Here is an 18,956-nt window from a genome sequence, read left to right as displayed (position 1 = left end):
GTCAGGCGGCCTGGCAGGCGTCGAAACTGTTCTTTAGCCGCTCGGCGTCGAGGTCGCGACCGATGAACACAAGCCGGCTCTCATGTTTCTCGCCGTCCTTCCAGGCGCGCTGGTGGTCGCCCTCGATGATCATGTGGACGCCCTGGATCACGTAGCGCTCGTCATCGCCCTTGAGCGCGATGATACCCTTCAGGCGCAGGATGTTGGGGCCTTCCATCTGGGTAATTTTTTCGATCCAGGGGAAGAATTTTTTCGGATCCATTTCGCCGCCGCGCAACGATACCGACTGAACGGTCACGTCATGGATATCGGAGGGATGGGCGTGGTCGTGCCCGGCGTGGTCATGCCCATCATGGTCGTGGTGGTGGTGATCGTGGCCGTCGTGATCGTGATGATCATGATCATGGTCGTGATCATGATGATGGTGGTCGTCATGAGCCTCGAGGAAATGCGGATCGTTCTCCAACGCCCGCGAAAGATCGAAGGCGCCGCGATCGAGCACTTCGGACAAGGCGACGCCGGCGCGGCTCGTGCGATGGATTCTGGCCGCCGGATTGATGGCGCGGATGGTCGCCTCGACCTTGGCGAGTTCTTCGGGGGTCACGAGGTCGGTCTTGTTGAGCACGACGACGTCGGCGAAGGCGATCTGGTCCTCGGCTTCCTTGGAATCCTTGAGCCGCAAAGGCAGATGCTTGGCGTCGACCAGCGCGACCACCGCGTCGAGCCTGGTCTTGGAGCGCACATCATCGTCCATGAAGAAGGTCTGCGCCACCGGCACCGGATCGGCGAGGCCAGTGGTCTCGACCAGGATGGCGTCGAAGCGGCCGGGCCGGCGCATCAGCCCTTCGACGACGCGGATCAGGTCGCCGCGCACCGTGCAGCAGACGCAGCCATTGTTCATCTCGTAGATCTCCTCGTCGGATTCCACGATCAGGTCATTGTCGATGCCGATTTCGCCGAACTCATTGACGATGACGGCGTAGCGCTTGCCGTGGTTTTCCGACAGGATGCGGTTAAGCAGCGTCGTCTTGCCGGCGCCGAGATAGCCGGTCAGAACGGTTACGGGAATCTGCGTCTGTGCGTCGCTCATGGCCTTGCCTCGAAAAAAATGACCCTGAAGATCAGGGCCGCGAAAGGGGGTATCGCTCCATATAGGATGTGTGCCGGGCATTTGCACCAATCAAACCGCGAATGCTTGTCGGCGGGGAGGGGGTGCTGCGGGGCTAAAAAACGGCGGCGGTAAGGACCGAGGAACTATGGTTTCGCTTGACGCGACATTGTCGCGATCCTTCCCTATTGCGGCCAGGAAACGGCTCTGGGATTGCGAGAAAAGTCATTTGTCATCTAACTGAAATAATCATCTGGCATTAGCCACCGCGAATACTACAATGCTTGCCGGCAAAGCTGTTTGGCGCGCCGGCTCTTTTGATCGTCGATTGCCAACCGGCCGCAAGCTTCCATGCTGGCGGCGCCGGTCCTGCCGAAGAGGGAACGACCATGGCCAAGGCGGACAAGACCGCGACAATGAGCCGGCTGCATTCGGCGGCAAGGCTGGCGAGGACGGCGCTTGCGGCCCGGCTTCTGGCGCATGGCTTCTATGCCGGCCAGGACCAGATCATGCTGGCGCTCGATCGCGAGGATGGCCAGACACCCGGCAATCTTGCCGAGCGCCTTGGCGTCCGCCCGCCGACCATCACCAAGACGATCAACCGCTTGCAGGCGCAGGGCTTCCTGGAAAAGCGGGCTTCGGACTCGGATGCCCGACAGGCGCATATCTTCCTCACCGATGCCGGCCGCGAAACCATTCGCGCCATCGAGAAATCAGTGAAGAAGACCGAAAAGCAGGCGCTCAAGGGTCTCGACAAGAAGGACCAGAAGGCACTGTTCAAGCTGCTCGCGCGCGTTGAAGCCAATCTCCTGAACGAGGACCTGGCCTTGGTCGACGACGACGCCGAGTCTGACGACTGAGAACCGGACCGGGTGGTGATCAGGCTGCCGCTGCTCGGGCGCGTCCCTGGATCAGCGAAGCCCACCGCCCCGGCGTCATGCCGTAGGCCTTCTTGAACTGCCTGTTAAAATGGCTTTGGTCGCTGAAGCCAGCCTCGATGGCGATCTGCGCCAGCGGCTCGCCTTCGGTGATCATCCGTCGCGCACGCTGAAGCCGGCGCATCACCAGAAAACGGTGCGGGCTGGTCGAGAATGCGGCGCGGAAATGCCGCGACAAGGCATAGCGGTCGAGCCCGGTTATCGCTTCCAATTCCTCGGAGCGCACGGGCCGGGAAAGGTTTTCCGCGAGGTAATCCCGCGCCAGCGCCGCCGCCCGCCACGCCGTTTTGGCCATCGGCTTGGCCGGCTTGCCCGCATGCCCGACAAGGCTCCGCGTCAGTTGCGCGATGAAGTCGTCGACGAACAACGCCTCGAGGGGCCGTTCCAGCGGCCCCAGTGCTGAAAGCAGCGTCGTGCGCAAGACCCTGTCCGTCACCACCGCATCCCTGACGAAGGGCAGCGATGCGCCGGCCAGACAGTCCAGCATCAGCGACGGTTCGAGATACAGCATCCTGTAGCGCAGGCCCACTTCGGTGCCGGCGGCTCCGTCATGCAACTCGTCGGGATGCAGCACGATCACCTGGCCGGCCAGGCTTTGCCTCGCCGCGCCGCGATAGCGAAACGTCTGCACCCCATGCAGCGTCACCCCGATTGCATATGTGTCGTGACGATGAGGGTCGAAGGCATTGCCGTGGAACCGTGCCTCGATCCGTTCCATGCCGGCCGGATCGGGAGCGGAGATGATGCGGTTTTCCGCTTCGTCGTCGCACAAACGTCCAAGACCGGTGAAGGCCCGGCTGTCTAGATCGTGCGTCATCTGCTCCTTCCGCCTCCCGACGAGGCACACTCGAATGGTCAATGTCTCATGTTCGATACCAAATTTGCAATCGTGCTGCGGGAAGACCTCGCCGTCTGGCAGAAACTCAATGTCACCGCTTTCCTGACGAGCGGCATCATTGCCCAGTTTTCGGAGATCATTGGCGAGCCCTATCGCGACCGTGCCGGCAATCTCTACAATCCGCTGTCCATCCAGCCCATCATCGTGCTGTCCGCCGACCAGGCGACGCTGGCCACCATTCACCGGCGCGCGTTGGAGCGCGGGGTGACCTCGTCACTCTATATCGAGGAGATGTTCTCGACTGGCCATGACGCGGCCAACCGCGCTGTATTCGCCGAGTTCGCGCCCGAGGACGCGAGCGTTGTCGGCATCGCGCTCCGCGCCGAGAAGAAACTCGTCGACAAGATCACCAAGGGCGCCCGCATGCACACCTGACGAATATCCGGCAATGGGGAGCCTGCCGGCGGTTGGTCGTTGTGCCAGCAGGGCTTCGCCGGGATGTCCGGTGACAATTGGCTTGTCGGCAAGCGGCATTTCCCGCACAGGTGGGGTTCAGCCCAACTCCATCCGGCCCGCAAGTGAACGCTCCCAAAGAACATCCCGAACACGCGACGCCACCGGTGGCGATCCTGTGCATGCTTTCCACCTATGTCTGCTTCACCTTCCTCGACACCTCGAGCAAATATCTTGTCCTTGCCGGCATTTCGGTGCTGGTCGTCGCCTGGGTACGCTTTGCCGTGCATGTTCTGCTGGTTGGCGCACTGCTGCGCGGCTGGCGCGAGCCGGCGCGGTTTCGCCCGGTCAACCTGCCGGCGCATATCCTGCGCGGCCTGTTCCTGTTCGGTTCGACCATCTTCAACATCCTGGCGCTGCGTTCCCTGCAACTGGCCGAGACCACCTCGATCTATTTCTTCGGCCCGATGGTGATCACGGCGCTGGCCGGGCCGCTGCTCGGCGAATGGGCGGGGTGGCGGCGCTGGCTGGCGATCCTGTCGGCCTTTGCCGGCGTGCTGATCATCACAAGGCCGGGCGTCGGCGTATTCGGCATCGGGCATCTCTTCGCGCTGGCCGCGATGCTGTCGAACTGCTTCTACGTCATCATGACGCGCCGCATGTCGGCGAGGGAAACGTCCGAAAGCCTGATCCTCTTTTCGGCCCTGGCGCCGGCCGTTCTGCTTTTGCCACTGCTGCCGTTTTCATTTTCGCTGCCCCATGATGGCTGGCACTGGTTGGTTCTGATCATGCTCGGCGTGTTCGGCGGCGTCGGCCACTGGCTTCTGGTTCAGGCCTACCGGTTGGCCACGACCACGGCATTGGCGCCATATCCCTATTCCCAGATGGTTTGGATGATCATGTCGGGCTGGATCGTCTTCAACCAGTTCCCCGATCGCTGGACTTTGGTCGGCGCCGCCATCATTGTCGCCAGCGGGCTCTACATTGTCCATCGCGAACACCGGCTCAGGCTCCGCAGCCGCGCGGCCTCCGATGTCGAGGCCGAAGCCTTGGCAAAAAAACTTTGATTTGGCCCCGAACGATGGCATAACCCCGCCTTTAAACAGTTTAGGTCGTTCGGGAGCGCAAGGCGCTGGCACAAAAAATCAAGCTTTCGACGATCGCGGATGCGCTCGGCGTCTCCACGGCGACCGTTTCGCTGGCGCTCCGCGACAGCCCGTTGGTCGCCGGCGCCACCCGCGACCGCATCAAGGAGCATGCCCGCGCCATCGGCTATATCTACAACCGTCGCGCGGCCAGCCTGCGCACCTCGCGTTCGGGCATTGTCGGCGTCGTTGTCCACGACATCATGAACCCGTTCTTCGCCGAAATCCTTCGCTCGATCGAAAGTGAACTCGACCGCAGCCGGCAGACCTTCATCCTGTCCAACCACTACGATCAGCTCGAAAAGCAGCGCACCTTCATCGACACACTGCTGCAACTCGGCGCCGACGGCGTCATCATGTCGCCGGCCATCGGCACTCCGGCCTCCGATATCCAGATGGCCGAGGAAAACGGCCTGCCGGCGGTGCTGATCGCGCGTACTGTCGAGGGCGCCGACGTGCCGGTGTTTCGCGGTGACGACGCCTATGGCACCGGGCTGGCCACCAACCATCTGATCTCGCTCGGCCACAAGCGTATTGCGATGATCGGCGGCACCGATCAGACCTCGACCGGCCGCGACCGCTACCAGGGCTATCTCAACGCCATGGAAGCGGCCGGCCTCGAAGCCAAGCCATCCTGGCGCATCGCCGGCCCGCGCACCAAGCAGGCCGGCTTCGAGGCTGCCGGACAGTTCCTGGCGCTGAAGGACAGGCCGACGGCGGCCTGTTGCTGGAACGACCTCGTCGCCATCGGCCTGATGAACGGCATCGCGCGCGCCGGCCTTGTGCCGGGGGTCGACATCTCCGTCACCGGCTACGACGATCTCGAGGAGGCGGCGATCGCCACCCCGGCTCTGACCACGGTCTGGAACGGTCAGCGCGAGGTCGGCCGCCGCGCCGCCAGCGCGTTGCTCGACAAGCTCAACGGGCAGACGGTGCGGCCATCGCAGGAATTGATCAAGCCGGAACTGCATGTGCGCCAGTCGACCGGCAAGCCGGTGGAGCGTCCATGACACGGGCCGAAGAGTTGCAAGCGGTGTCCATTCTGGTGCCGGCGGGTTTCAACGACCACGCGGTGGGGCGCATCGACCGGACGTTCACGCGCATCGCAATCGCGCGCGCCGATGCCACGCTGGTCACCGACGAAATGCGCCGCACAGTGCGCGGCATTGCCTCTTATGTCGGCATCGACGCGGCACTGATGGATGCCTTGCCCAATCTCGAACTCATCGCGTCCTTCGGTGTCGGCTATGATTCGGTCGATGCCGGCCATGCCGCCGCGAAGAACATCATGGTCACCAACACGCCTGATGTCTTGACCGACGAAGTCGCCGACACCGCCATCGGACTGCTGATCAACACCATCCGCGACCTGCCACGCGCCGAGACCTGGCTGCGCGATGGCAGTTGGGCGCGCCAGGGCAACTATCCGTTGAGCCGGCTCACCCTGCGTGGCCGGCGCGTCGGCATTTTCGGCATGGGCCGCATCGGGCAAGCGATTGCCCGAAGGCTACAGGCGTTCGGGCTGCCGGTCGCCTATCACAACCGCAGACCGGTCGACGGCCTGGAATACGAGTACCACCAGACGCTGAAGGGTCTCGCTGAGGCGGTCGACACGCTGATTTCGGTGGTGCCCGGTACCGCGTCGACCGAAAAGGCGGTCAACGCCGAGATCCTGGCCGCGCTTGGCGCGAACGGTGTTTTCGTCAATATCGGCCGTGGCAGCACGGTGGACGAGGCAGACCTTGCGGCGGCCCTTGCCAACGGCACCATAGCCGCCGCCGGCCTCGATGTTTTCGCCGATGAACCGAATGTCCCGAAAGCGCTCCTCGATGCGCCCAACACGTCGCTGTTGCCGCATGTCGGTTCGGCATCGGAGCACACGCGCCGGGCCATGGCCGATCTGTGCGTCGACAATCTGGTGTCCTGGTTCACCGAACGCCGGCCGCTGACGCCGGTGCCTGAAACCGCTGATGTGAAGGCGCGCGGCTGACCTGCCGCCACAGCTGTTAACGCCAGATTAACCCTGTAGAATCATTCTTCGTCCTTATTCGTGGATGAAGACCCAAGATGAAGAAGACGCTTTCCATATTGGCCGTGGCCGCCGCTCTGTTTGGCTGCGCGCTTCTGCTTGACAGCGGCAGCGGCGAAAGTGCGGCCGCAGCGGTCACGCCATCCAACACTTTCACGCTGGTCGCCAATGGCGATGAAGGGGTTTGCACCGTCACGCGAGGCGACGCGCTGTCGGATAGCCTGTCACGCCTGACGGTGGCTCCGAACTGCCGCCAGCTTTTGCCTGGCGTGGAGCAGGCAAAATTCTGGCGCGAGCAAAATGACGGCGTGGTCGCTTTCAGCGCCAACGGCGTCGATCCGATCGTCACCTTCTCGGTGGCGGATGGCGATGGTTACGAATCCTATGCTCCGGCCACGCCGATCCTGTCGCTGGCGGCGGACAGGCCCGATAGCGCCGACTGATTATTCAGCCGCCGCGCGAGATCCGGACTTGGCGGCCGCGTGCAGGCGCACAGCATCGCCGAAGGCGCGGAAGATCTTGGCCGAGTTGCTGTCCGATTTGACCCAATATTCGGGATGCCACTGGACCCCGACGGCGAAGGCGCGGGCATCCCTCACAGAAACCGCTTCGACCGTCCCGTCCGTTGCGACGGCTTCGAGCTGCAATCTCGATCCAAGCCGGTCGACGGCCTGGCGATGCACGGAGTTGACCATGATGTCGCCCTCGCCGAATACGCCGGCCAGGCAACTGCCGGGCTTGATCGTCACTTTCTGGCGGATGCCGAAGCGCTCGTCCTGATTGTCGCTGACCGGTGCGCGGTGGTCGAGCGAGCCTTCGCGTTCCTGGATTTCGGTGCCCAGCGTGCCGCCCAGCGCGACGTTCAATTCCTGGATGCCGCGGCAGATGGCAAGCAGGGGCACGCCGCGCTCGATCGCCTTGCGGATCAGCGGCAGCGTCGTGGCGTCGCGCGCCGGGTCATACGGGCCATTGGCTTCGCTGGCGTCGCCGCCGTAGAGCGAGGGGTGCACATTGGATTTGGACCCTGTCACCATGACGCCGTCGACCGACGACAAAAGTTCGTCGAAGTCGAGCCTGTCGCCGAACGAAGGCACCAGTAGGGGAAACACGCCGGCACCGGCAATCGCGGCTTCCAGATATTGCTGCGGAGCGGCATGCCAGGTGTAGTTGTCGAACTGACGGACGTCGGTCGATATGGCGACGAGCGGCTGGTGCATTTTGGCTCTGTTTTCCAAATGGACAGGGGATGCGTTGCCCGCAAAATAGGCGATCGGCCGGCATTTTGCCATGCCCAGTTTCGCTGCGCTGCATTGTCCGCCAGATCCTCCTTTAGACTATAGTTGCACGGTGGCGTCGGCCGGCCATCAAATCCGGCGGCCATGCTGGACTCGACTCCTTGCCCGTGTATTGTTTCGGCCAACCGATACGGGAACCGAGGATTCCCCAACGTCGGTCTTTGGTCCGAAAGGGAGGAACTTCATGGATCGTCGTTCATTCATCCGCAAAGCCGGAGTCACCGGTGTCGGTGCTGCCGCAGCCGCAGCAACGCTGGCAGCGCCCGCAATCGCCCAGTCCAATCCCAAGGTGACATGGCGGCTGGCGTCATCCTTCCCGAAGTCGCTCGACACCATTTATGGCGGGGCGGAGGTGTTCTCCAAGATGCTGTCGGAAGCCACCGACGGCAACTTCCAGATTCAGGTCTTCGCCGCGGGCGAACTCGTGCCTGGCCTGCAGGCCGCCGACGCAACCACGGCCGGAACGGTCGAGGCCTGCCACACGGTTGCATATTATTACTGGGGCAAGGACCCGACATGGGCGCTCGGTGCGGCGGTTCCCTTTTCGCTCAACGCACGCGGCATGAATGCCTGGCATTACCATGGCGGCGGCATCGACCTTTTCAACGAATTCCTGGCCACTCAAGGGCTTTTCGGACTGCCGGGCGGCAACACCGGCGTGCAGATGGGCGGCTGGTTCCGCAAGGAGATCAACACCGTAGCCGACCTTTCCGGCCTCAAGATGCGCATAGGCGGCTTTGCCGGCAAGGTGATGCAGAAGCTCGGCGTGGTGCCGCAGCAGATCGCCGGCGGCGACATCTATCCGGCGCTGGAAAAGGGCACGATCGACGCCGCCGAATGGGTCGGCCCCTATGATGACGAGAAGCTCGGCTTCTACAAGGTCGCGCCCTACTACTACTATCCCGGCTGGTGGGAAGGCGGGCCGACCGTCCATCTGCTGTTCAACAAGGCCAAATACGAAGAGCTTTCGCCCACTTACAAGTCGCTATTGCACACGGCGGCCCAGGCCGCCGATGCCAACATGCTGCAGAAATACGATTACCTGAATCCTGCGGCGGTGAAGCGGCTGGTGGCGGGCGGAGCGAAACTGCGGCCGTTCAGCCAGGACATCATGGCCGCCTGTTTCGAAAAGGCCAACGAGGTCTATACCGAGATGGAGGCCAGCAACGCGCCCTTCAAGAAGATCTGGGAATCCATCAAGGGCTTCCGCAAGGAACATTACCTCTGGGCACAGGTGGCCGAGTATAATTACGACACCTTCATGATGGTCCAGCAGCGCAACGGCAAGCTTTAGAACTGGTGCGCGCCGGCTGATGATAGAAGCTGGCGTCGCCCCTCATTCGCCTGCCGGAACCTTCTCCCCGTATAATTACGGGGAGAAGAGAGCAGCCGCGCCGTCAGCGCTGTTCTTGCAAGGTTGACGATTGGCGAAATCCTCGACGGCGGCATGTTTTTCCCGTCACTTACCGGGAGAAGTGCCCGGCAGGCCGATCAGGGGCAGCGCCCCGCCGGATAGCATTCAGGCCAGGCCCGGCACAACCAGCACCTTGACCTCGCCGGGCGCCGGCGGATTGGCGATCACGTCGGCCGCTTCTTCCAGCGGCACCTGCCGGGAGATCAGCCTGTCGATCTCGATTGCGCCCGACGCGATAAGATCGGCGGCGCGGCGATGCGTGAAGGGGTTGAGGAACGAGCCGACCACTTTCAATTCCCGAAACAAGAGGTCGAAGGGCTCGAATTCGGCTTTCATGCCCTGCGGCGTCACGCCGACGATGACGACCGTGCCGCCGGCGCGGGCCAGCCGCATCGATTGTTCGACAGTTTCCTTCACCCCGGCGCATTCGAACACGACATCGACACCGCCGGGCGCGAGGCCGGATGGCCCGGAGATGGCGTAGATCACATCCGCGGCAGTGGGATCGACGGTGGAGGTGGCTCCAAGCTCCTCCGCGAGCGCGCGCCGCGAAGCCTGCCTGGTCGACAGGATGATGGTCGTCGCACCGGCCAGTCGCGCCAATTGCACGGTCAGCAGCCCGATCACGCCGCCGCCAAGCACCGCAACCGAGCCGCCCGGCCTGATCCCCGCCAGATCCACGCCGTGCAGGCAACAGCCCAGCGGTTCGCAGAAGGCGCCGTGCAGCGGATTGAGCCCTGCAGGCAGGATAAAGGCCTGCTTGTGGGGCAAGACCACATAGTCGGCGAAGCCGCCGTCGCGATGGATGCCGATGGCACTGAGATTGCTGCACAGATTGACCCTGCCGGCATGGCAATGGACGCATCGCCCACAGGCGATGTTGGGATCGCCGGTGACGCGATCGCCGACGCAAAAGCCCGACACATCGGCGCCAACCGCCTCGACGATGCCGGAGAATTCGTGCCCTGGCGTTACCGGCGGCCTGCAGGGGAACTCACCGTGGAACAGGTGCCGGTCCGTCCCGCAGACGCCGCAGGCTTCGATGCGCACAAGCAGATCGTCGGGACCCGCTATGGGTTTGCCGACATCCTGCAGGCCGATACTTCCGACTGCTTCCAGCCGCACTGCCCTCATCATTTTGGCGTCCCCAGGCATCAGTTGAAGCTCGGCGGCTGCGACAGATCAGGCTGCGGCCCCGCCGGTTGCGCGGGCGGCGTGTCGCCGAAGCTCGGCGGCTGTGAAAGGTCCGGTGGGCCGGACGGCGCCGCGGCGCCACCGGCTGGCGCCTTGCCGTCGGCGGGCGGTGGGCCGAGGGGCGACATCCCGGGCACGCCGGGCACCGTGTAGTCGATGTTGCCGGGGTCGACCACCGCGCCCTTGTAGCGCATCACCATCTGCGGGAACGCAATTGTCAGCCCGATCATGATGACCTGGATACATACGAAGGGCACCGCGCCCCAATAGATCTGGCCGGTGGTTACCGGCGCGACCTGCTTGCCGGTGAGGCGGTCGAGATAGGGCACGCGCGCCGCCACCGAGCGCAGGTAAAACAGCGCGAAGCCGAATGGCGGGTGCATGAAGCTTGTCTGCATGTTGACGCCCAGAAGAACGCCGAACCAGATCAGGTCGATGCCGAGCTTGTCGGCGGCCGGCGCCAGCAACGGCACGATGATGAAGGCCAGTTCGAAGAAGTCGAGGAAGAAGGCCAGGAAGAAGACGAGGAGGTTGACGCCGATCAGGAAGCCGACTTCGCCACCCGGCAGCGAGGTCAGCAGGTGCTCGACCCAGTGCTGGCCGTTGACGCCGTAGAAGGTGAGCGAGAACACCCGGGCGCCGATAAGGATGAACAGGACGAAAGCTGACAGTCGTGTCGTCGAGGCCAGCGCCTGCTTGATAACGTCCAGGGAAAGCCGGCCCTTCGCCGCGGCCATTGCCAGCGCGCCGACGGCGCCCATGGCGCCGCCTTCCGTCGGCGTGGCGATGCCGAGGAAGATGGTGCCCAGCACCAGGAAGATCAGCGCCAGCGGCGGAATGAGCACGATGACGACCTGCTGCGCCAACCGCGACATCATGTTGATGTTCAGCCGCTTGTCGGCAATCGCAACCGCATAGATGAAGAGGACGCCGATGCAGGCGCCAAGAATATCGGCATCGTCGCCATGGGCCGGCGCCAGATAGCGATAGGCCGCGTAGGAGATGGCCAGTGCAGCCACCAGCGCCACCAGCAGCGATGTGACGCCATGGCCGAGCGTGCGTGCCTCGAGCGGCAGCGCCGGCATCAGCTTCGGCCGGAAGATGGAAACGAGCAGGATATACAGCGCGTAGAGCCCGGTGAGGACCAGTCCGGGGATAAGAGCGCCCGCATACATGTCGCCGACCGAGCGGCCAAGCTGGTCGGCCAGCACGATCAGCACCAGGGATGGGGGGATGATCTGGGCCAATGTTCCGGACGCCGCGATGACGCCGGACGCCAGGCGGCGGTCATAGCCGTAGCGCAGCATGATCGGCAGCGAGATCAGGCCCATGGCGATGACGGACGCCGCCACCACGCCGGTGGTCGCCGCCAACAGCGCGCCGACGAAGATGACCGCGTAGGCCAGGCCGCCGCGGATCGGTCCGAACAGCTGTCCGATCGTGTCGAGCAGGTCCTCGGCCATGCCGGAGCGTTCGAGCACGATGCCCATGAAGGTAAAGAACGGTATGGCGAGCAGCGTGTCGTTCGACATCACCCTGCTGCCGTAGAAATTGTCCGGAAGCGCGTAGAGCAGCGGCCAGTCGAGGTTGATCGCGCCGCCCGAATAGGGCGTCAGCAGCACGCCGATGAAGAAGAACATCAGCCCATTGGCCGCCAGCGAGAAGGCCACGGGATAGCCGATCAGCATGAACAGGATCAGCGAAGCGAACATGATCGGCGCCATGTTCTGGGCGATGAACTCCATCACGAACGCACCTCGTCGGCGAGCGCCTTTGCTTCGAGTTCAGCCTGTTCGTGTGCGGATATGAAGGGGTTGGGATCCTCCATGTGTCCGCGCATGATGGCGATCTTCTTGATGATCTCGGAAACGCCTTGCAGCGCCAGCAGGAAAAAGCCGGCCAGCAGGATGGCCTTTGCCGGCCACACGATCAGGCCGCCGGCATTGGTCGACATTTCGCCGCTGTGGAACGACAGCGAAACATAGGGAACGAAATAGAACACCATCAGCGTCACGAACGGCATCAGGAAGAAGACATGGCCGAAAAGGTCGATGCAATGCTGCACGCGACGCGAAAACAGGCCGTACACGATGTCGATGCGGATGTGCTCGTTCTGCTTCAGCGTGTAGGCGGCGGCCAGCATGAAGGCGGCGCCGAACAGGTACCATTGCAGTTCCAGCCAGGCATTCGACGAGGTATCGAACACCTTGCGGATGACGGCATTCGCCGCGCTGACCAGGATCGCCACCAGGATCAGCCACGACACCGACCGGCCGATGAATTCATTGACACGGTCGATACCCCGCGACAGAGCGAGCGGCCCTTGCATGCAGTCCTCCCTTGTACGGAGGCGTGTCGGAAACCCCTCATTGCGTCACGCCGCGTGGCCCAACGGTATGCCGTGCGTGGCCGGGCGGGTCAACAAGGATGGGAGCTGCGAAAGTCCTCGGGCGCTGGAAGAGGCCGGATCCCCGTGGCCGCCGTGGCATCATGCAACCAAAGTCGAATGTCTCAGGCGACCTTGTCGATTTCGCGGTTGGCGCCGGCCAGCACCAGCGTGGCGACCAGGAAAACATATATCCAAGCGTCGCGCCATTCGACGGGGAAGTAGCCCGCCCACAGTGATTCGGCCATGCCGAAGGCGGCGGCGCCCAAGGCTGCCCGCGGCGGCGAAAGATAGCCGCCGACGGCTGTCACGAACAGGATCTTCAGCCCATAGACGAGCCCGGAATCGAAACTGACATTGCCATAGTAGAGGCCAGCCATGATCCCGCCGAGCGCGGCGAAAACGCCGCTGGACAGCACGGCTTGGCGGAACACGGCACGCACGTCGATGCCGCACATCGCGGCAGCCTTCGGGTCATCGGAGACCGCGCGCCAGCGCCTGCCGAAACTCGATCTGGCGAAAGCCCAGCTTGCCAGCCCGAGCGCCGCCAGTGCCACCGCGCAGTCGAGCAGCTGTATCAGCGTCAGCGTTGCCTTGAAGGTAGCGTCCCGCGCCAGGACGATGGGCTGCGCCAGCATCGGTGGCAGCCATAGATCATGCGTATCGGCGGCGATGCGGCTTGCCTCCGACAAGAAGAGCAGGACGCCGAGCGTGGTCACCACGACCGCATTGGGCGTGCGTTGCGCCAGCGGCTCGAAGACGTTGCGCGACAGAACGTGGCTGACCAGCGCGGCATAGAGGAAGGCGGTAACGACGCCGAGCGCCACTGCCGCCAGCAGCGTCAGCCACAATACCTGATATCCGAAGGCGGCTGTGAGGATCATCGTCTGGCCGCAGAAGGCGAACAGCGCGCCATGGGCAAGGTTGGTGCGGTGCAGGATGCCGTTGGTCAGCACATAGCCGAAGGCGAGCAGCGCATAGAGCGCGCCGGAATGCAGCCCGTTCAGCGCCTGCTGGAAAAAATAGAGCATGCAAGACCCTTCGGACCACGCCGTCCGCGACCGGAGATGAACGGGCGACATGCTCGACGCGGTCACGGAGACCGCGACCGAAACGATTGCATCGCCACATCTAACTTGTCAAATGCGTTTTATAGGTTAGATTTTGGCCATGACCGTAGCCTGGACCTCCCACCGCTTTACTGGCGGCGTGCTGGCGCTCGACACGGCGAACACCGTCGTGCTGCGCAGCGATCCGCGACGGACGTTCGACCGCTTCGAAGACCCGCTGGAAATTGCCCGTTTCGCCGATGCCGCGAACGGCTTTCGAACCGCCGAGCTTGGCGGCAGGCGGCTGGCGGTCGCCTCGCCGGTGGATATCGCACCTGTCGTCCTGTCGATCCGCGAGGCGACAGACAGGCTGTTTCGTCACGCCGCATCGAAGGGCTCGGTCGCCACCGCCGACCTCCCGGCATTCCTGACGGAATGCGCCAGGGGGCTGGCGGGCAGCCAGACGGAAATCGGCGCGCCCGGAAAGCCGTTTGGCGACCCGGCGACGCCAATCGCCTTCGAGGCGGCGCTGGCGGTGTCGGCCTTGTCGCTGCTGCGCGAGGACACCGTCGCAAGGCTGAGGATCTGTCCCAACTGCACTTGGCTGTTCATCGACAGAAGCCGCAATTCCAGCCGCCTCTGGTGCGACATGGCGGTGTGCGGCAACCGGCGCAAGGCAAGTCGCCACTATCACCGCCACCGCATGGCGGCCAGCGAGGTCAAGCATGCCTAGAGGGTTATTACATTCGGTCGTTGTCTCGCTGGCATTGGTCGCTGCCGTGGCGCTCGGCGCCTGCCGTGACACGGGCAATGACACCGAGGGCAAGCTGTTCGAGATTTCCGGCAAGATCTTCGTCTTCAACTATCGTCTGGCCAGGGCGACCTACATGGTCACGCTGCGGCCCCTGCGGCCGATGGGGGAGGGCCAGGTGGTGGTTGCCAGCTTCCAGGATCCCGCCGGCGGCCCGCCCCTCGTGGTCGAGCAGAAGGTCTGGCCGAAGCTAAACAAGGTGAGCGTGGAAAGCCCGGCGCTGACCTGCGTGGTGAAGGATAAGCCCTATGCGATCGCCATCAGCGTGAACGGGCCGGACGGCACGGTGCTGCAGAAGATCGACACCACGCTGATGTCGACGGAGGACCAGACGATCCTGCCCGATCGGCCGCTGGTGATCGACCAGCTCTACACGGCCAATCCCGATCTCGTCGGCCATCCCGACGGCAAGCTGCCGGGCGAGGCCAAACCGGATTGCTCCAAGGCTCGCTGACCTTTCCGAACCGAGCTCGCTCGAGGGCGTTTTTGGTCGCCGCGCCACGTCCCTCGGTGCGTCTCCAGGGGGGTTGGAGACCTGCATAGGCTGTATGTTTCGCGCCGCCTGGTGCCATCGATTTTATTTGACCTGCCTTGCAAGGGAAGAAAGGATGCGTCATCCGACTCCGACGTTGGCTGCCTGCCCCCGCGCGGCCTCCGCAGAGGAATTGCCTGATGACGCTTCATGACGTCGCGCTCGACGACAAGTTCGACCTCGCGAAGGAGCGCATCTTCCTGTCCGGCGCGCAGGCGGTTATCCGCATGCTTCTGATGCAGCGCGAACGCGACCGCCGCGCCGGCCTGAACACTGCCGGGTTTGTGTCGGGCTATCGCGGCTCGCCGCTCGGCGGCCTCGATATGCAACTGTGGAAAGCGAAGAAGCAGCTTGCCCAGGCCGATATCGTCTTCCAGCCCGGCCTCAACGAGGAACTCGCCGCCACCGCCTGCTGGGGCTCGCAGCAGACGGAACTGCTGGGCGAGGGCACCCATGATGGTGTCTTTTCGGTCTGGTACGGCAAGGGTCCGGGCGTCGATCGATCGGGAGACGTCTTCCGCCACGCCAATCTCGCGGGCTCGTCGAGGCACGGCGGCGTGCTCGCGCTGATGGGCGACGACCACATGGCCGAATCCTCGACCAACGCGCACGCCACCGAATTTCTGTTTGTGGACACAATGGTGCCGATCCTCAATCCCGCCGGTGTCCAGGAAATCATCGACTATGGCCTTTACGGTTTCGCCATGTCGCGCTTCGCCGGCACCTGGGCTGCGATCAAATGCGTCAAGGACAACATCGAGTCGACGGCCTCGGTCGACGCCTCGCTCGAGCGGCTCAACATTGTGGTGCCCGAGTTCGACATGCCGCCCGGCGGTCTCAACATCCGCAACGAGATCGACATGCTCGGCCAGGAGGAGCGGCTGCATGAATTCAAGCGCGCCGCCGCTTCCGCCTTCATCCATGCCAATGGGCTGAACCGCATCGTCTATTCCGGCGGCCATAGCCCGAAGATCGGCATCATCACGCTGGGCAAGAGCTATCTCGACGTGCGCCAGGCGCTGGAGGATATCGGCATCGACGAGGCCGCCGCCAACCGTATCGGCGTGCGACTGTTCAAGGTCGGCTGCCCATGGCCGCTCGACCTGCATCATATCGCCGATTTCGCCCGCGGGCTCGATACCATCATCGTTGTTGAGGAGAAGCGCTCCCTGATTGAGGTGCAGTTGCGTGAGAGCCTTTACGGCACTGCCACGCAGCCGGCCATTATCGGCAAGAAGGACGAGCGCGGTGACTGGCTCTTTCCCGCCAAGGGCGCGCTCGACCCCAACGAGATCGCCATAGCGCTTGGCGAGAGGATCGTGAAAACCATAGGTCCGTCCGAAGAGATATCGGCGCGGGTGGCAAAGCTGCGCCAGTTTCAGGCGATGCTGGCTGACGCGGCGGACATCGGTTCGCGCACGCCCTTCTTCTGTTCGGGCTGCCCGCACAATTCCTCGACCAAGGTGCCTGACGGATCGATCGCCGCCGCCGGCATCGGTTGCCATTTCATGGCCCTCTGGATGGACCGCAACACGCTTGGCTTCACCGCCATGGGCGGCGAGGGCGCGCAATGGGTCGGCCAGGCGCCCTTCTCCAGGCGCGACCACATCTTCCAGAACCTCGGCGACGGCACTTACAACCATTCCGGCACGCTGGCGATCCGCTTCGCGCTGTCGAGCGGCGCCAACATCACCTACAAGATCCTCTACAACGACGCCGTCGCCATGACCGGTGGCCAGCCGCATGAAGGCGGCCTGACCGTCGACATGATCGCCAGGCAGGTGCGGGCCGAGGGCGTCGACCGCATCGCCATCGTCACCGACGAGCCCGACAAATATGCGGGGAAGGTGCAGTTCCCCGCCGGCGCAACCATCCATCACCGCGACGATCTCGACCTCGTCCAGCGTGAGCTGCGCGACGTCAAGGGCGTGTCGGTGCTGCTCTACGACCAGACCTGCGCCGCCGAGAAACGCCGTCGCCGCAAGCGCGGTACCTTTCCCGATCCCGACAAGCGCATCTTCATCAACGAACTGGTTTGCGAGGGCTGCGGCGATTGTGGGGTGAAGTCGAACTGCGTCTCGATCCAACCGGTGGAGACCGAATTCGGCCGCAAGCGCAGGATCGACCAGTCGAGCTGCAACAAGGACTTCTCCTGCGTCAACGGCTTTTGCCCCTCCTTCGTTACCGTGCATGGCGCCAAAATCCGGAAGGCCGAGGGCCAGGCCGGCAAGGCCGATCCTCTTGAGGGCGTTCCGACGCCGGCCGAATTCCCGATCGGTGAGCAGGGCTGGGCGGCGATCATCGACGGCGTCGGCGGCACCGGCGTCGTCACGGTCGGCGCGGTCCTCGGCATGGCGGCGCATCTCGAGGACAAGGGCTGCGGCATGATCGACATGGCCGGCCTCGCCCAGAAGGGCGGCTCGGTGTTCACCCATGTCCGCATCGCGCGTACCCCCGACGACATCCATGCCATCCGCGTTTCGGCCGGTAAGGCCGACCTCGTGCTTGGCTGCGATCTCGTCGTCTCCGGCGCCAAGAAGGTGCTGAGTGCTGTGCGCGAGGGCCACACCATTTTCCTCGCCAACACCGCCGAGATCATGCCCGGCGAGTTTGCCCGTTCGGCCGATTTCTCCTTGCCGGTCGAGCGCCTGAAAAAGGCGATCCGCGCTGCGGCCGGCGACGACAAGGCGCATTTCTTCGACGCCACGCGCACCGCGACCGCTCTGTTCGGCAATTCGCTCGGCGCCAACATGTTCATGCTCGGCTTTGCCTTCCAGCATGGCGGCCTGCCGCTGTCCGCTGCGGCGGTCGAGAAGGCGATAGAGCTTAACGGGGAAGCGGTGGCGATGAACGTCTCCGCCTTCCGCTGGGGCCGCCGCGCCGCGCATCAGCCGGATTTCGTGCGCGGCCTGCTCGCCCAGCCGGGCAAGACCGGCCAATCAGCGGCCATTGCCGAAACGCTGGACGACATCGTCGCCCGCCGTGTCGCCTTCCTGACCTCCTATCAGAACGCCGCCTATGCCCGCCGTTACGCCGACCGGATCGCCGTGCTGCGCTCTGCCGAGGCCAGGTCTGTGCCTGGTTCGACCATTGTCTCCGAAGCTGCCGCCAGGAACCTGTTCAAGCTGATGGCGATCAAGGACGAATATGAGGTGGCACGGCTCTATACGGACGGATCCTTCGCCGCCGAACTGAGCAAGCAGTTCCAGAGTTACGACAGGATCGAATTCCATCTCGCGCCGCCGATCATGGGCCGGCGCGGCAATGACGGCAGCCCGAGGAAATCGAGCTTCGGCCCCTGGATGATGAAGGGGTTTCGAGTGCTGGCGGCAATGAAGCGCCTGCGCGGCACCGCTTTCGATCTATTCGGCTACAGCGCGGAGCGGCGGATCGAGCGCCGTCTGCTGGCGCAATATGAAGCAGATCTGGAGCTTGTCGCGAGTTCGCTGGGTCAAGGCAAGGTCGACGCAGCGGTTGCGCTCGCCTCGGTGCCCACCCTCATCCGCGGCTATGGTCACGTCCGGCAAGCCAGCATCGACAAGGCCGAGGGCGAACGCCAGAGGCTTCTCGCACGCCTTTCGGCTGCCGCGGCGCAGCCTGAGCTTCAGGCAGCCGAATGACCGACACGGCTTGTTTACCTGATCAACAGTTTCCTTGGGTTCCGCAGCGTCACTTTGCCCGGCCGCTATTCTGAAACAGCCTTTCTAAATCTTTCTTAAGGCGGATGTGGCACTGCTAAGGCCCCAAGAGTTGGGATTCAGGCG

The 18,956-nt window shown here is 63.7% G+C and carries 17 protein-coding genes; 10 read left to right on the top strand and 7 right to left on the bottom strand.

The window, feature by feature from the left end; all coding sequences use genetic code 11:
• Position 1 precedes the first annotated feature (1 nt).
• Positions 2 to 1,090 carry a CobW family GTP-binding protein gene (locus LB513_RS12490; protein WP_224663811.1) on the bottom strand — a complete coding sequence of 363 codons (1,089 nt, stop codon included), beginning with the start codon at positions 1,088 to 1,090 and terminating at the stop codon, positions 2 to 4.
• A 407-nt stretch (positions 1,091 to 1,497) separates the two neighbouring features.
• Between LB513_RS12490 and LB513_RS12485 the strand changes: the two genes are divergently transcribed.
• Positions 1,498 to 1,968 carry a MarR family winged helix-turn-helix transcriptional regulator gene (locus tag LB513_RS12485; protein ID WP_224663810.1) on the top strand — a complete coding sequence of 157 codons (471 nt, stop codon included), beginning with the start codon at positions 1,498 to 1,500 and terminating at the stop codon, positions 1,966 to 1,968.
• Between the two features lie 19 nt (positions 1,969 to 1,987).
• Here the strand turns inward: LB513_RS12485 and LB513_RS12480 are convergent, their stop codons facing one another.
• A complete protein-coding gene (locus LB513_RS12480) occupies positions 1,988 to 2,863 on the bottom strand; it encodes an AraC family transcriptional regulator (protein WP_224663809.1) in 876 nt (291 codons plus the stop codon).
• A gap of 48 nt (positions 2,864 to 2,911) precedes the next feature.
• Between LB513_RS12480 and LB513_RS12475 the strand changes: the two genes are divergently transcribed.
• The 5 genes from LB513_RS12475 to LB513_RS12455 all read left to right on the top strand — a co-directional run bounded on the left by LB513_RS12475 (position 2,912) and on the right by LB513_RS12455 (position 6,954).
• Positions 2,912 to 3,319: a DUF2000 family protein gene (locus LB513_RS12475; RefSeq protein ID WP_224663808.1), complete on the top strand. Its 408-nt coding sequence runs from the start codon at positions 2,912 to 2,914 to the stop codon at positions 3,317 to 3,319.
• Between the two features lie 200 nt (positions 3,320 to 3,519).
• Complete coding sequence (locus LB513_RS12470; protein ID WP_263482108.1) at positions 3,520 to 4,404, top strand: DMT family transporter; 885 nt, start codon at positions 3,520 to 3,522, stop codon at positions 4,402 to 4,404.
• Between the two features lie 65 nt (positions 4,405 to 4,469).
• Positions 4,470 to 5,492 (top strand): LacI family DNA-binding transcriptional regulator, encoded by a 1,023-nt coding sequence (locus LB513_RS12465; protein WP_224663963.1) that lies wholly within the window; start codon positions 4,470 to 4,472, stop codon positions 5,490 to 5,492.
• Entirely contained in the window at positions 5,489 to 6,472 is a 984-nt protein-coding gene (locus LB513_RS12460; protein WP_224663806.1) for a 2-hydroxyacid dehydrogenase, read from the top strand. The genes LB513_RS12465 and LB513_RS12460 overlap by 4 nt, the downstream gene beginning before the upstream one ends.
• 77 nt (positions 6,473 to 6,549) lie before the next feature.
• A complete protein-coding gene (locus LB513_RS12455) occupies positions 6,550 to 6,954 on the top strand; it encodes a hypothetical protein (protein ID WP_224663805.1) in 405 nt (134 codons plus the stop codon).
• Here LB513_RS12455 and LB513_RS12450 read toward each other — a convergent pair whose 3' ends face one another.
• Complete coding sequence (locus LB513_RS12450) at positions 6,955 to 7,728, bottom strand: gamma-glutamyl-gamma-aminobutyrate hydrolase family protein (protein WP_224663804.1); 774 nt, start codon at positions 7,726 to 7,728, stop codon at positions 6,955 to 6,957.
• 262 nt (positions 7,729 to 7,990) lie between these two features.
• Here LB513_RS12450 and LB513_RS12445 point away from each other — a divergent pair, with 262 nt between their 5' ends.
• Positions 7,991 to 9,100 (top strand): TRAP transporter substrate-binding protein, encoded by a 1,110-nt coding sequence (locus tag LB513_RS12445; protein WP_224663803.1) that lies wholly within the window; start codon positions 7,991 to 7,993, stop codon positions 9,098 to 9,100.
• Positions 9,101 to 9,325: 225 nt separating this feature from the next.
• Here LB513_RS12445 and LB513_RS12440 read toward each other — a convergent pair whose 3' ends face one another.
• The 4 genes from LB513_RS12440 to LB513_RS12425 form a co-directional block, all read right to left on the bottom strand.
• Positions 9,326 to 10,354 carry a zinc-dependent alcohol dehydrogenase family protein gene (locus LB513_RS12440; RefSeq protein ID WP_224663962.1) on the bottom strand — a complete coding sequence of 343 codons (1,029 nt, stop codon included), beginning with the start codon at positions 10,352 to 10,354 and terminating at the stop codon, positions 9,326 to 9,328.
• Positions 10,355 to 10,374: 20 nt separating this feature from the next.
• On the bottom strand, positions 10,375 to 12,159 hold the full coding sequence (locus LB513_RS12435) for a TRAP transporter large permease subunit (protein ID WP_224663802.1): 1,785 nt from the start codon (positions 12,157 to 12,159) through the stop codon (positions 10,375 to 10,377).
• On the bottom strand, positions 12,159 to 12,743 hold the full coding sequence (locus LB513_RS12430; RefSeq protein WP_224663801.1) for a TRAP transporter small permease subunit: 585 nt from the start codon (positions 12,741 to 12,743) through the stop codon (positions 12,159 to 12,161). Before LB513_RS12430 ends, LB513_RS12435 begins: the two co-directional genes overlap by 1 nt.
• A gap of 182 nt (positions 12,744 to 12,925) precedes the next feature.
• Entirely contained in the window at positions 12,926 to 13,831 is a 906-nt protein-coding gene (locus tag LB513_RS12425; protein ID WP_224663800.1) for a branched-chain amino acid ABC transporter permease, read from the bottom strand.
• A 139-nt stretch (positions 13,832 to 13,970) separates the two neighbouring features.
• Here LB513_RS12425 and LB513_RS12420 point away from each other — a divergent pair, with 139 nt between their 5' ends.
• The 3 genes from LB513_RS12420 (at position 13,971) to LB513_RS12410 (ending at position 18,812) form a co-directional block, all read left to right on the top strand.
• Entirely contained in the window at positions 13,971 to 14,582 is a 612-nt protein-coding gene (locus LB513_RS12420; RefSeq protein WP_224663799.1) for a CGNR zinc finger domain-containing protein, read from the top strand.
• Entirely contained in the window at positions 14,575 to 15,114 is a 540-nt protein-coding gene (locus LB513_RS12415) for a hypothetical protein (RefSeq protein WP_224663798.1), read from the top strand. Before LB513_RS12420 ends, LB513_RS12415 begins: the two co-directional genes overlap by 8 nt.
• 218 nt (positions 15,115 to 15,332) lie before the next feature.
• Entirely contained in the window at positions 15,333 to 18,812 is a 3,480-nt protein-coding gene (locus tag LB513_RS12410; protein ID WP_224663797.1) for an indolepyruvate ferredoxin oxidoreductase family protein, read from the top strand.
• Positions 18,813 to 18,956 lie beyond the last annotated feature (144 nt).

Source organism: Mesorhizobium sp. ES1-1, from assembly GCF_020164785.1.
In the GTDB taxonomy this organism is placed as follows: Bacteria; Pseudomonadota; Alphaproteobacteria; order Rhizobiales; family Rhizobiaceae; genus Mesorhizobium.
This window is presented reverse-complemented; position numbering and strand designations above follow the sequence as displayed.